This is a genomic window from Pseudocolwellia agarivorans (assembly GCF_002000085.1).
Taxonomy (GTDB): Bacteria; Pseudomonadota; Gammaproteobacteria; order Enterobacterales; family Alteromonadaceae; genus Pseudocolwellia; species Pseudocolwellia agarivorans.
Genome location: NZ_MUZU01000008.1, coordinates 87799 through 101544, shown reverse-complemented (window position 1 = coordinate 101544; position 13746 = coordinate 87799). Strand labels below are relative to the sequence as shown.

Genomic DNA, 13746 nt, shown 5'->3' with positions numbered 1-13746 from the left:
TTTATGTACTATTCTACTAATAGTGTTTTAAAACTACTGAAGTACTCTGTTAATGAATAATAAAATGCATTCACTACTAAAAAGTAAACATTTAGCTAGCTTTAGTTATAAAGCTGGACGAGGTTTTACAATAATTGAGTTGGTGCTGGTTATTGTTCTTATGGGGATTTTAGCTGTTACCGTTGCCCCTAAAATGTTCGGTTCAGACGGTTTTGAAGAGCATACCTATCAAGCTGAAGTTATTGCCACTTTACGTAGTATTCAATTACGAGCGATGCAGCAAACCAGTGTGGGAGGAAATGCTTGTCATACCGTCATTGTCTCAACAAAACTTTTGACAGTAGGAGGAAGTTGCGCTGTTAATAAAAAAAACGCCAATGACCAAGCCTTAAATGATTTAGACGTTAAAATTGATGAAGATCATAACGTGACTTTTGTAACATCAGGAATGACGGGTAACTCTTTTATTTTCGACTCAAATGGCATACCTGCTAATTGTAGTAACCCTTGTAATATAACAATTATAGGTAGCGATACGCTTACGGTTAGAATTGAATCACAAGGTTATATTCATGCTATTTAATCGCAAAGCTTCAGGCTTTACATTAATAGAACTTGTAATTGGTATTGTTGTTTTATCTTTATCTTTCTCTATTATTTTTACCATGATATTACCCACCGCAACGCAAAGTGCTGTTCAAATTCATCAAGTTAGAGCCGCAGAACTAGGGCAAGCGATGATGAATGAAATTATGGGAAAAGCTTTTGATGAACACTCAGATATGATGGGGGGAATGAATCGTTGCGGTGAGGGGAAAGATACTAATTTAGACGACGTTATCGATGCTTGTACTCTTAATGATAACTTAGGCCCTGACACAGGAGAAACCAACAGAAGTTTATATAACGATGTTGATGATTATAATAATTACTCGACTATTGAAGACTCACTTAATGACAATAGCGATGATGATTTAGATACCTTGTATAGAGGTTTTAGTGTGAATGTTTCTGTTTGTAACGATAGTAACTATGATGATGTGTGTGATACAACAAACAACATAGCAAAGTTGATCAAGGTTACTGTGACTAATGCTGAAGGTGAAGCGATAACGTTTGCAAGCTATAAGGCTAATTTTTAATGAAGTACTTATTAAGCAATAAAGCTGATAAAGGTTTTACGCTTGTAGAACTGGTTATTGTTATTGTTTTATTAGGCATATTATCGGTAGGGATCAGCGGCTTCCTCAAATTAGGTTCTCAAATATTTGTAGATGTAAAAAACCGTTCTGAAATTGTTGCTACTGCCCGATTTGCGATAGAGCGATTAAATAGAGAATTAAGAACTGCTTTACCTAATAGTGTGAGAGTTACGTTAACAGATCAATCGGGCAATTCGACTAATATCCAATGTATTGAATATATTCCTATTTTAACAACAGCCAATTATTTAGATATTCCTACAGAAAGTGAAAACGAAACAGCTAAAACGCTGTCAGTTGTTGATTTTAATACAGGCGCTTTAAATGGTTTAGTTGACTATCGCGTGGCGGTATACCCCGCTAGTATTAATGAGGTATATCAAAATATAAGAATCAGAACATTAGAAAACGCGACTATCGACAATACTACACATGTTGCTCCTCCGGTAAATAATCGATGGGATATCAACTTTACTAACGATGTCTCATTTCCTAGTGACTCACCAACGGGAAGATTATATTTTATTGGTACAAAAGTGAGTTATTGTGTACAGGGAGATGAATTAAAACGCTTTACTGGCGATAGCCCCAATGATCAAAATAGTTTAAGTAGTGCTGTAATAGCATTTAGGGATAACGGTGTATTAATGGCTGAAGATTTATCGTATACGCCTGCTAATTTTTCAGGGAATGACTTTCCTTTTAAGCTATCGCAAGCAACCCAATTTAGAAATGCCACGGCGTTAATCAAGTTAAGATTTAATAAAAACGAAGAAGTTGTTGTTTTCAATAGCGAGGTTCACGTTCCTAATGCTCCTTAAACAAACGCTTTTAATCACTAAAAATACACAAAAAGGTAGCTCACTTGTTCTAGCTATTTTTATTTTAGTGGTTATGTCTTTACTTGGAGCCGCTTTACTTAGAATGATGGCCACTAATGAAGAAACTTACGTTTATGAAGTGCTAGGTACCCGAGCCTATAATGCGGCACAAACAGGTGCGCAACGAAAATTACAACAGCTTTTTCCATTAAATACCGGACTAGATAGTAGCATGTGTACTGCCGGCGATACTTTTTCTTTAGCTAATATTGAAGGTTTAGATTACTGCTCAGTGAAAGTTGATTGTTTAGAAGTAAAACATGAGAATGTAAGTTATTTTACCGTTACCAGTATAGGACAATGTGAAATCAATGATGAGGCGACTTCTCGAGTTGTTGAAGTGCAGGCAAAAAGTATGAATTAATTTTCATTTTAATGTTTTAACTATAAATATTACAAACTAAAACCATTGTTTACTTAATAGTCGATTTATCCTTATTTCATTTTAAATACCGTCATATATTCTCCTTTTTGAATATCATTTGCATCGCTTTTGCCTAAGCGCTTTTTAAATCTTATAAAAAAGCAAAAATATACTATTTTTTTTACAAAAGTTAAGACACTTCCTCTTATACTGGGTTATGATTAGCAGCTAAAAATTTAATTCTATTTATTTATGTTTATATATTTTAAAAAATACAAACGTAAATACGGCATAAGTATTTTCTTATGCGATATGTAAAGGACATTTTCATCGTATGTTTAAAAAATTACGCGGCATGTTTTCTAATGATTTGTCAATAGACCTAGGAACAGCTAACACGCTGATATATGTTAAAGATCAGGGGATCGTATTAAACGAGCCATCAGTGGTTGCAATTAGACAAGATAGATCAGGTGGCTCAAAAAGTGTTGCCGCAGTAGGTTCTGCTGCTAAACAGATGTTAGGAAGAACGCCAGGAAACATAGAAGCTATTCGCCCAATGAAAGACGGTGTTATTGCAAACTTCTTTGTCACTGAAAAAATGTTGCAGTATTTTATAAAGCAAATTCACAGTAATAATTTTTTGCGTCCGAGCCCAAGAGTTTTAGTTTGTGTGCCATGTGGATCTACACAAGTTGAACGAAGAGCAATTAAAGAGTCCGCAGAGGGCGCTGGTGCGCGCGAGGTTTATTTAATTGATGAACCCATGGCCGCGGCAATTGGTGCGGGTATGCCAGTGTCGGAAGCTACAGGTTCTATGGTTGTTGATATAGGTGGCGGTACGACAGAAGTAGGTATTATTTCACTTAATGGTGTTGTGTATTCATCATCAGTTCGTATTGGTGGTGATAAGTTTGATGAAGCTATTATCAACTACGTGCGTCGTAATTTTGGTAGTTTAATTGGTGAAGCTACGGCTGAGCGTATTAAACACGAAATTGGTTCTGCTTATCCTGGTGAAGAGTTAGTTGAGATAGAAGTAAGAGGCCGTAACCTAGCTGAAGGCGTTCCACGTAGCTTTACGCTAAACAGCAATGAAATTTTAGAAGCATTACAAGAGCCACTAACCGGTATCGTTAGTGCAATTATGGTTGCTTTAGAACAATCTCCTCCAGAATTAGCATCAGACATCTCAGAACGAGGTATGGTACTGACAGGCGGTGGAGCTTTACTGAAAGATCTTGATCGCTTATTAATGGAAGAAACAGGTATACCTGTTGTTGTTGCTGATGATCCATTAACGTGTGTAGCACGCGGCGGCGGAAAAGCATTAGAAATGATTGATATGCATGGCGGCGATTTATTCTCTTACGAATAATATTTATATTATTCTAGCCCTTTAATATTAAGCAGCATTAGATAATAATAAAGCTATATTTATGAGCCCAATATTTAAACACGGCCCGTCTGCACAGCACCGACTTTTGTTGGTGCTGATTTGTTCTGTGCTTTTAATCTTTTTTGACCACCATATAGGTAGTTTTGAAACAGCTAGAGGCTACCTTCAATCTTTTGTAAGTCCACTCCAATATTTAGCGACAGCGCCAAAAAGAATGATGATTTGGACAGCTGAAAATCTGACTTCGCGTAAAGACTTAATTGAACAAAATCAAAGCTATAAAGTTAATGAACTACTTTTACGCGAACAGTTAATGCACCTTTCAGATCTTGAAAAAGAAAATAACCGACTACGTTCCTTATTAGCTTCACCTCTACGTGAAGAAACAAAGAAAATGGTGGCCGAAGTTATTGCTGTTGATAGTGATCCCTATACCCATCAAATAGTTATTAATAGAGGTGCAAATGATGGTGTTTATGAAGGACAAGCGGTTTTAGACGATCAAGGTATTGTCGGACAAATTCAACACGTAGGTACAATAAGTAGTCGAGTTATTTTGATTACTGATGTTACCCATGCCGTGCCTGTTAGAGTGAGTCGTAATGGCATTAGAATGATTGCTACAGGTACTGGGCAAATAGACAAGCTCGTGAATAATTTTGTTCCGCATAGTACAGACGTTATAGTTGGAGATGTATTAGTCACTTCAGGTTTAGGAGGGAAATACCCTGAAGGTTACCCTGTTTCAACCATATTGAAAGTGAATCAAGATGAATCAAGAGCTTTTGCTCAAGTCATTAGTGAACCTGTAGCAAAAATAGATCGCTTACGTTATTTATTACTTTTATGGCCAAACATAAAAAATGCTGAACCTTCTGCTATAAAAGAGGAAAAGAAGTAGTGTTAGCTCATAACGGTATTATTATTTTATTAACGCTATTGTTAGCATTAATTGCAACCATTATTCCTATGCCATTAAGTGTTGATGCTTTTCGACCTGATTGGGTTTTAGTGGTGTTAATCTACTGGTGTTTGGCATTACCTTCTCGTGTTAATGTGATTACCGCTTGGATCATTGGTTTCATATTAGATGTATTGTTAGGCTCTATATTGGGTGTACATGCTGCAGCTTTGGCAATATCGGTTTTTATTATTGCTGAAAACTTTCAAAAAATTAGAAACTTTTCTATTTGGCAGCAGTCTATTATTGTTGGAGTGCTTGCGGCTTTATATCATTTGCTTGTTTTTTGGATGCAGCGCTTTATAAGCGATGTCGTGTTTCTCCCTAGTTATTTATACCCTGTTATTACCACCATTATCTTGTGGCCTTGGGCATTGTTATTGTTAAGAAAAATACGTCGTCATTTTCAAATTAAATAATTCTACATTAGAAAGATACGCCTATGACACACACTTTGGTTTTAGCTTCTCAATCCCCTCGTAGACAAGAATTACTTGCTCAAATTGGTTATGTCTTTTCCTGTGAACCTGCCAATATTAATGAAGACATTAAAGAAAACGAAAATGCAGTCGATTACGTTCAAAGACTAGCCATTGAAAAGGCGCAAGCTACCTATCATTCTATTGGTGCACCTCAAAATAATGATGTCGTTGTCCTGGGGTCTGATACTAGTGTGGTTTATAACCATTGTATTTTAGGCAAGCCCGCTAACCTCGATGAATGTATAACTCAACTGCAAATGTTATCTGGACAAACTCATCAAGTGCTAACTTCTATAGCCGCAGTAAATCTAGATAAAGTTTTATCTAAAGTTGTGACAACAGAAGTTACATTTAAAACACTTACATTAGACGAAATTACGCGATACTGGCACACGGGGGAGCCTCAAGATAAAGCTGGTTCTTACGGTATTCAAGGAATTGCAGGACAGTTTGTAACTAACATAACAGGCAGTTATTCAGCCGTTGTTGGTTTACCTTTGTTTGAAACTGCACAATTACTTTCTAAATTTGGGGTTAATACGCCAATACAACTAATCTCGAAGGAAAATATATGAGTGGTGAATTACTCGTTAATGTAACACCTAGCGAAACTCGGGTTGCGTTAATCGAAAATGGAACTCTTCAAGAAGTGCACGTAGAGCGTGAAGCAAAACGCGGCATTGTGGGTAACATTTACCTAGGAAAAATCATCAGAGTATTGCCTGGTATGCAAGCGGCTTTTGTTGATATTAGTTTAGACAAAGCGGCTTTTCTTCATGCGTCCGATATTAATTCTAAACTTATTCTTAATGAAGATGAATCGACAAAAGATTCGGTGAATGATCAAGTCCCTGATATTCGAACCTTAGTACGAGAAGGTCAATATTTAATGGTGCAAGTGGTTAAAGATCCTTTAGGAACAAAAGGGGCCAGATTAACAACCGATATTACCATTGCTGCACGCTATTTAGTTTTAATGCCCAATGCAGGTCGAGCGGGGATTTCACAACGTATTGAAGATGATAAAGAACGTAATCGATTAAAACGTATAATTTCGCCATTTTGTGATGAAGAACATGGTTTTATTGTGAGAACTGCAGCCGAAGGGGCTGATGAGCAAGAATTAAAACAAGATGCTGAATTTTTGCGAAGAGTTTGGTCTAAAGTTATCAAAAGAAAAAAAAGAAAAGTAACTAAAACAGCGATATATCAAGATTTATCATTAATTTTTAGAGTGCTAAGAGATTTTGTTGGAACTGAGCTTGAGCGCATTCGTATTGATTCAAAATTAACTTATGATCAAGTTGTTGAATTTACAGAAGAGTTTGCGCCTAATTTGAGTCATGGGCTTGAATATTATCCGGGCGAACGTCCTATTTTTGATTTGTTTGATGTTGAAAACGAAATACAAAGAGCGCTACACCGTAGAATTAACTTGAAGTCAGGTGGCTATTTAATTATTGATCAAACAGAAGCCATGACAACCATTGATATTAATACAGGGGCCTTTGTAGGACATCGAAACTTAGAAGAAACAATATTTAATACTAATATTGAAGCAACGCAAGCCATAGCAAGGCAGTTACGATTAAGGAACTTAGGTGGCATTATTATTGTTGATTTTATCGACATGAATGACAAAGACCATCAACGACGTGTATTAACTAGCTTAGAGCACGCTATGGCAAAAGATAACGTTAAGTTTAGCATCAGTGGCTTTTCAGCTTTAGGCTTAGTTGAAATGACTCGTAAGCGAACACGAGAAAGTCTTGAGCATATTTTGTGTGGTGAATGTTCCGTGTGTGCAGGACGTGGTCATTTAAAAACATGCGAAAGTGTATGTTATGAAATATTACGAGAAATTGTGCGAGTGAACAGAGCGCATGATGCAGATAAATTTATTGTTTATGCATCTAAAGCAGTAAGTGAAGCGTTAATTAATGATGAATACCATAATTTAGCTGAGCTTGAAGTGTTTATAGGGAAAGACATTAAAATACAAACTGAACTTATGTATAATCAAGAACAGTTTGATGTTGTAATGATGTAGCCTTTGAGGCTAACTGAAATGAATTAACCCGTTACACGTTCAGGTATATAATGATTTAATTAATAAGTGATATTGTAAAAATTAATGAGTACTTCTCGCGTCATTAACCGCTGGTTAAACAGAGTTTATAAAAGCATTGCCATTTTCTTGGTGCTTTTTGCTGTATTAATTAGTGGCTTTCGCTTGTTTTTGCCTTATGTACATCATTATCGAGAGCATGTTCAGAATTTTATTAACTCCACTAATGATAGCCAAATAACGATTGGTGAACTTAGTATGGACTGGGAGAAACTCGGTCCCTCTATTGTTATTAAGCAAGTCAGTTTACTCGAAACGCAATCAACCGATATATTCATCGATAAAATTCATGTGCATTTAGATTTTTGGCAAAGTCTAGCTAAAGGTCGACTCATCACCCAAGATGTGACCCTTGACGGTGCTCAAGTTTTTATTAAAAACTTTAAAACTTCAACAAAAAGTAAAGATAAAGATGCGCCGCTTGTTGCTCGTATTGCAGACATATTTTTAGATCGTATTGGTCGTTTTTCTTTATTAAACAGCCAAATAGTGTTTCAAACTAATCAAACTGAAAAATTATTGCTTATCAATCAGCTTGATTGGTTAAATGAAGGCGATAGCCATAGAGGTAAAGGCTACGTTATTGTTGATGGATTAACCTCTAACAATATTAAAGTTATATTAGATTTGCACGGTGATGAAATTGAAGAACTAGATGGACAAGTCTACTTGCAAGCGAATCAGTTAAATATAACACCTTGGTTAGATACTATTTTTGCTATCGATAATAAAGACACGCATTCAGCCATTAATTTTGATGGCTGGTTAACCATTGATGGTGGATTTCCTACTGAGTTACAAGTCTCTTTAGGAAATAACGAAATCAGCTGGATTCATAATAAACAACATAAATTTTTTAGTGTTAATCAAGGGCAAATATTAACGCGTTTTACTAAAGAACAAGATAATAAAGGTTTGAAAGCTTTTAATATTGTTTCTAGCCCATTAACTTTTATTACTAATAAAAAGTCTTGGCAACCGACTCAACTCCAGTTTTCTAAAGATTCTGGCATATTAAATGGTTATATCAGTGATTTGAGCATTGAAGGGATAAGTGATATTGCGCCTTTATTTTCAAATGACAAAAATATTACTCAATTATTAGATCAAACAAATCCTGTAGGTGTTATTAAAGATATTTTCTTACAGGTTTCAAAAAATAATCAAGCAGTTGTTGCAGGTATTAAGGGAGTAACTAGCCACCCTTATATTGGTATTCCTGGCGTTTCAAATATAGATGGCGAATTAGTTTTCAAAAACAATGTTGCTCAGCTGAGTTTGCAGTCTGAAAATGGAGCTTTAGATTTCGCCGAGCACTTTATTAAACCTATTCCTTACCGTATTTTTTCTAGCGATTTTATGCTGAATTTTGATGAAGGGGCATGGGGCTTATCAAGCGATAATATTGAGTTTTCTTCTGATGAATTAACTTTATCTGCAGCTATAAGCATTGATAAACCTAAAGATGAAGACACAAAAATGTCGCTTTTAGCGAGTATTCTCAATGGTAAGGCTGAATTAGCTAATCATTATTTTCCGAATATTTTAATGGGAGACGATTTAGTTAATTATCTTAATGGAGCTATTGTTAGCGGCAAGATTGAGCAAGCTCAAGTACTATTTAATGGCCCTCTTAATAAATTTCCTTTTAATAACCATGAAGGTATTTTTAATGTAGATGCCGAATTAAGTGAGGCCGAATTTAAGTTTGATCCCCATTGGCCTGCAATTCAAAACTTTAATGCGAATCTTACTTTTAATAATAACAGCATGCTTATTACAGGTCGTAATGGTGATTTAGATGGGATTGATGTTAAAGGCGTAACTGCGGAAATTAAAGACTTATCACATGAACAAATATTAAAAGTAAAAGCTGCGTTTAATAAAACAAATCCGGGGTTAGTGACTCGTTTAATGAATAAAAGTCCTATGAAGAAAACCGTAGGCAATACCTTAAATCAACTGGTAATAAGTAAACCTATTTCAGGAAAATTTTCATTAGATTTACCTTTAAATAAACCTGAAGATGCTGTAGCTAAAGGAACGGTTAACTTTAAAAATAATAGCATTAACTTACAAACGCCCAATATGTTATTTACTCAAGTTAATGGTCAATTAGCTTATAATAATGATCAAATTAATGCTGACAATGTAACCTTGCTGTGGCGTGGCATGCCTTTAAACTTAAGCGTTAATGCAAAAGATAAAGCCATGCTTTACAATACAAATATTAACCTTGAAGCCAATTGGAAAAGTAAAGATTGGTTAAAGCAATTGCCCGAAGTCTTGCAGGAATATGGTTCGGGGAGTTTGGCATGGCAAGGCTTGTTATCGCTAAATATGTATCACGAAGGTGGTTTTACGTATGATTTAGGCATAAATTCAACTTTAGATAAAACCGAACTTAAGTTACCTGCGCCATACACAAAAAAGGCAGGAGAAGTGCTTGCCCTAAAAACGCATGTAACAGGGCAAACATATAACACCACCATTAATGCTTCAGTTGGTGAACAATTACAGTTTTATGGTGTACTTAATCATGACAATATTTCTTTTTCAAAGGCGCATTTAGTCTTAGGTTCCGAAGAAATGCTTTTACCTACTAAAGGCTTTCATATCACAACTAAGTTAGCCCAAGCAGATGTTGAGCAATGGCAACCTTTTATTTTCAATATCATAGAGTCAATTAATACATCTGATGATACTAAATTGCCTGGTAACTCTGGCAGTTTAGTTAACGATAATACCACGCCGAAAAAGCCCCCATTATTGGATAAACCTGAGCGTATAAGAGGGGAAATAGATTCGCTGCTTTATGGTGATTATTCTTTATCTGACATGTCTTTTAACTTAGGCAGCAATGATACATCTTGGTTACTTGATATTAATTCTAAAGAAGCCAGAACTAAGGTGATTTTTCATAATAATATTGTTGAAAAAGGTATACAGGTAGAAGCTGACTTTATTCATTTAGCTAAAATTATTACAGAAGAATCTGATGATAACCTTGATGCAAGCACAAGCAGTTTTACTTCTGAAGGTACACCACAAGCTGAGCAACAAGACGCTAATTTATTTAACCAAAAAGTGTATGCACAATTACCTCCACTGATGGTTCAGTGTGGTAGCTGTATTATTGATAATATAGATTTAGGCAAAGTGAGTTTTGCTATTGAGCGAAATAGCGAAAATCAAATTTTATTGAATAAATTTGAGGCATCAAGAGATAAATTTGCTATCGAGTTAAACGGGACTTGGAGTCAAAAAGACGGGATAGACACAAGTAGCTTTACTGGTTTTATTGATACTAAAGATCTTGAACAAGAAACCGAAAAGCTTGGCTATACCCCAACAATTAAAGACAGTGGTTTACGTAGTGAGTTCGCTTTTAATTGGCCAGCAAGTCCTTACGAGTTTGATGTGGCTAAATTAAATGGTCAGTTTAATGCAAAACTGGATGATGGATATTTAGCTGAAGTACCTGATCAGGCAAGGGTTTTTTCGGTATTGAGTTTGCAATCATTGGTACGAAAACTCAGTTTTGATTTTAGAGATATTTTTTCTGACGGTATGTTCTACAGCAGTATTAGCGGGGATTTTCAGCTCAAAGACGGCATTATGTATACCGACAATCTGTTTATGAAAGGTGCCGCTGGAGATTTAGAAGTTAAAGGGAATACCGACTTAGGCAAAGAGTTACTTGATCTTCGTATGTCTTATAAACCTAATGTTACCTCCAGTTTGCCAGCGCTTGCGTGGATAGCTACATTAAACCCTGTTGCATTTTTAGCGGGTATCGCGCTTGAAGAGGTGATCACCTCAAAAGTGTATTACGAAATGAATTTTGAATTAACAGGCAATATGTCTCAACCTATTTTTAAAGACGTAAATCGTAAAACACGTAATATCAGCGTTGGAAAAACAACACCACCTCAAATCGTTGAAGATGTTATTGTTACTCCTGCGAGTGAAATACAAAAAAACAATTCCGAATCGAGCGAATTACCAAAAAAGAGTGAAGTAGATGGTTAGTTTGTCAGCTATACAGTTATGCTCCAAACCTAATGTAGAAAAAAATTTAAATACAATCGATACTTTTCTTAAAGCCTTACCTGAATCAGATGAGCATATTGTGGTATTACCCGAATGTTGTTTATTTTTTGGTGGCTCAGAGAAAGATCAATTAAACCTTGCTAAAGAAAATTACATAAGTAACTTTACCGTAAACGGTTTATCAGCTTTAGCAAAAAAATATCATGTTTGTCTCGTTGCGGGTAGTGTACCCTTGTTAGTTGAAAATGAGACAAGCCGTGATGAAAAGCCTATCGACAAATTCACTAACTCAAGTTTAGTTTTTTCTCCTGATGGGGAGCTTATTCAACGTTATGATAAAATTCATTTATTTGATGCGAAAGTTAGCGATGGTCAAAAGCAATATTTAGAATCTACCTACACTCAAGGTGGTGATAAACTCAGCATTGCCGTAACAGAAAGTGCTAATATTGGTTTAAGTATTTGCTATGATTTACGTTTTCCTGAATTATATCGCCAATTAAGGTTGCTGGGCGCAGATATCATAACGGTACCCAGTGCTTTTACTGCCACTACAGGCAAAGCACATTGGCAAGCCTTGTTACAAGCGAGAGCGATTGAAAATCAAGTGTATATTATTGCTGCAGGCCAGCAAGGTATACATGAAAACGGAAGAGAAACATGGGGACACAGTATGATCATTTCACCTTGGGGTGAAATTCAAGCGTGTGTACCTGATGGTGAAGGTATTATTACCACAACCTATTCATCAGAAGCGCTGGCAAAAGTACGACAAGCTATGCCAGTAATCGAACATAATAAATTTACATCTAAGTTGACCTCACATGAATAATATTGAGCGCGAGCTCTTGGCCGATAGCCAAATAGACACCGATTTTTTAAATCAAACATTACATAACATGGTGCAACGAAACGTTGATTTTGCCGATTTATACTTTCAATCGAGTCGACACGAATCTTGGATGTTAGAAGACGGTATTGTAAAAGAAGGTTCTTATAATATAGAACGTGGTGTAGGCGTTCGAGCTATTTCAGGAGAAAAAACAGGTTTTGCTTATTCCGATGATATTTCCCCTGCCGCTCTTACAAAAGCAGCTGATGCAGCAAAGGGTATTACTAAAGCAGAACAAAGCGGGTCAGTAAAAGCCTTTAGCCGTCAAACTCAGCCTGAAATCTATCTAGGTGTAGACCCTTTAGATAGCTTAGGGCAAGAGCAAAAAATTAATTTATTACACGAAGTTGAAGCCCATGCGCGTTCAATTGACCAACGTGTAAAACAAGTTATTGTTAGCTTATCTGGTGTATTTGAAAAAATTCTTGTTGCGGCAACAGACGGAACTTATGCAACCGATATTCGCCCATTAATTCGTCTTAACTGCTCTGTGTTAGTTGAAGACAATGGTAAGCGCGAACGAGCAAGTTCTGGCGGTGGAGCAAGAACTGATTACAGCTACTTTTTTGAAGTGGAAGGTAAACAAGCGAGATACCTAAATTATGCTGAAGAAGCTGTACGCCAAGCTTTAGTTAACCTTGTAGCAATAGAAGCACCAGCTGGAAACTTTCCTGTGGTATTAGGTGCCGGTTGGCCGGGCGTATTACTACATGAAGCAGTTGGTCATGGTTTAGAAGGTGATTTTAACCGTAAAGGTTCGTCAGCCTTTTCTGGTAAAGTAGGGCAGCAGGTAGCATCTGAACATTGTACTATTGTTGATGATGGCACGATGGCGAATCGTCGTGGCTCTATCAACATAGATGATGAAGGAACACCAGGGCAATATAATATACTGATTGAAAAAGGTATTTTAAAAGGGTACATGCAAGACAAGCATAATGCATCACTCATGGGTGTTAAGCCTACAGGTAATGGACGAAGAGAGTCTTATGCTCACTTACCTATGCCTAGAATGACCAATACTTATATGCTTGCCGGAGAACATGATCCAAAAGATATTATTAAGTCAGTTAAAAGAGGCATTTATGCTCCACACTTTGCTGGCGGACAAGTAGATATTACTTCAGGTAAATTTGTATTTACTAGCTCAGAAGCTTACTTAATTGAAAATGGTGAAATTACTTCTCCTGTTAAAGGCGCAACTTTAATAGGTAGCGGACCAGAAGCTATGAAAAAAGTGAGCATGGTAGGTAATGACTTAGCTATTGATGCGGGTGTTGGTGTTTGTGGTAAAGACGGACAAAGCGTACCTGTTGGTGTAGGGCAACCTACATTAAAGGTTGATGAAATGACAGTTGGTGGTACTCAGTAATAGGATTAACTT

The 13746-nt window shown here is 36.3% G+C and carries 12 protein-coding genes; all 12 read left to right on the top strand.

The features are described 5' to 3' along the window. Positions 1 to 52 precede the first annotated feature (52 nt). The 12 genes from B0X80_RS13260 (at position 53) to tldD (ending at position 13734) form a co-directional block, all read left to right on the top strand. Complete coding sequence (locus tag B0X80_RS13260; protein ID WP_077341001.1) at positions 53 to 583, top strand: type II secretion system protein; 531 nt, start codon at positions 53 to 55, stop codon at positions 581 to 583. Further along, positions 573 to 1142, top strand: a complete 570-nt coding sequence (locus tag B0X80_RS13255) for a type IV pilus modification PilV family protein (RefSeq protein ID WP_077340999.1) — start codon at positions 573 to 575, stop codon at positions 1140 to 1142. The genes B0X80_RS13260 and B0X80_RS13255 overlap by 11 nt, the downstream gene beginning before the upstream one ends. Then, the gene (locus B0X80_RS13250) at positions 1142 to 2023 is read left to right on the top strand and encodes a PilW family protein (protein ID WP_077340997.1); all 882 of its coding nucleotides are present in this window, start codon (positions 1142 to 1144) and stop codon (positions 2021 to 2023) included. Before B0X80_RS13255 ends, B0X80_RS13250 begins: the two co-directional genes overlap by 1 nt. Beyond that, positions 2013 to 2447: a pilus assembly PilX family protein gene (locus B0X80_RS13245; RefSeq protein WP_077340995.1), complete on the top strand. Its 435-nt coding sequence runs from the start codon at positions 2013 to 2015 to the stop codon at positions 2445 to 2447. Before B0X80_RS13250 ends, B0X80_RS13245 begins: the two co-directional genes overlap by 11 nt. 334 nt (positions 2448 to 2781) lie before the next feature. Continuing rightward, positions 2782 to 3825, top strand: a complete 1044-nt coding sequence (locus B0X80_RS13240) for a rod shape-determining protein (protein ID WP_077340993.1) — start codon at positions 2782 to 2784, stop codon at positions 3823 to 3825. 61 nt (positions 3826 to 3886) lie between these two features. Beyond that, positions 3887 to 4747, top strand: coding sequence for a rod shape-determining protein MreC (mreC, locus tag B0X80_RS13235; protein WP_077340991.1), 861 nt, complete (start codon positions 3887 to 3889; stop codon positions 4745 to 4747). Next, positions 4747 to 5226, top strand: a complete 480-nt coding sequence (gene mreD, locus B0X80_RS13230) for a rod shape-determining protein MreD (protein WP_076417150.1) — start codon at positions 4747 to 4749, stop codon at positions 5224 to 5226. Before mreC ends, mreD begins: the two co-directional genes overlap by 1 nt. 23 nt (positions 5227 to 5249) lie before the next feature. Next, positions 5250 to 5864: a Maf family protein gene (locus B0X80_RS13225; RefSeq protein ID WP_077340989.1), complete on the top strand. Its 615-nt coding sequence runs from the start codon at positions 5250 to 5252 to the stop codon at positions 5862 to 5864. Next, positions 5861 to 7339, top strand: coding sequence for a ribonuclease G (rng, locus tag B0X80_RS13220; protein ID WP_077340987.1), 1479 nt, complete (start codon positions 5861 to 5863; stop codon positions 7337 to 7339). Before B0X80_RS13225 ends, rng begins: the two co-directional genes overlap by 4 nt. Before the next feature lie 84 nt (positions 7340 to 7423). After that, positions 7424 to 11449, top strand: a complete 4026-nt coding sequence (locus B0X80_RS13215) for a YhdP family protein (RefSeq protein ID WP_077340985.1) — start codon at positions 7424 to 7426, stop codon at positions 11447 to 11449. Then, positions 11442 to 12302, top strand: coding sequence for a carbon-nitrogen hydrolase family protein (locus B0X80_RS13210; RefSeq protein ID WP_077340983.1), 861 nt, complete (start codon positions 11442 to 11444; stop codon positions 12300 to 12302). The genes B0X80_RS13215 and B0X80_RS13210 overlap by 8 nt, the downstream gene beginning before the upstream one ends. Next, on the top strand, positions 12295 to 13734 hold the full coding sequence (gene tldD / locus B0X80_RS13205) for a metalloprotease TldD (RefSeq protein ID WP_077340982.1): 1440 nt from the start codon (positions 12295 to 12297) through the stop codon (positions 13732 to 13734). Before B0X80_RS13210 ends, tldD begins: the two co-directional genes overlap by 8 nt. Positions 13735 to 13746 lie beyond the last annotated feature (12 nt).

Excerpts from the sequence above, each read along its gene's own strand:
- tldD (WP_077340982.1), top strand. The coding sequence starts at position 12,295 with ATGAATAATATTGAGCGCGAGCTCTTGGCCGATAGCCAAATAGACACC.
- mreC (WP_077340991.1), top strand. The coding sequence starts at position 3,887 with ATGAGCCCAATATTTAAACACGGCCCGTCTGCACAGCACCGACTTTTG.
- rng (WP_077340987.1), top strand. The coding sequence starts at position 5,861 with ATGAGTGGTGAATTACTCGTTAATGTAACACCTAGCGAAACTCGGGTT.
- B0X80_RS13240 (WP_077340993.1), top strand. The coding sequence starts at position 2,782 with ATGTTTAAAAAATTACGCGGCATGTTTTCTAATGATTTGTCAATAGAC.
- B0X80_RS13215 (WP_077340985.1), top strand. The coding sequence starts at position 7,424 with ATGAGTACTTCTCGCGTCATTAACCGCTGGTTAAACAGAGTTTATAAA.
- B0X80_RS13255 (WP_077340999.1), top strand. The coding sequence starts at position 573 with ATGCTATTTAATCGCAAAGCTTCAGGCTTTACATTAATAGAACTTGTA.
- B0X80_RS13250 (WP_077340997.1), top strand. The coding sequence starts at position 1,142 with ATGAAGTACTTATTAAGCAATAAAGCTGATAAAGGTTTTACGCTTGTA.
- B0X80_RS13225 (WP_077340989.1), top strand. The coding sequence starts at position 5,250 with ATGACACACACTTTGGTTTTAGCTTCTCAATCCCCTCGTAGACAAGAA.
- B0X80_RS13210 (WP_077340983.1), top strand. The coding sequence starts at position 11,442 with ATGGTTAGTTTGTCAGCTATACAGTTATGCTCCAAACCTAATGTAGAA.
- B0X80_RS13245 (WP_077340995.1), top strand. The coding sequence starts at position 2,013 with ATGCTCCTTAAACAAACGCTTTTAATCACTAAAAATACACAAAAAGGT.
- B0X80_RS13260 (WP_077341001.1), top strand. The coding sequence starts at position 53 with ATGAATAATAAAATGCATTCACTACTAAAAAGTAAACATTTAGCTAGC.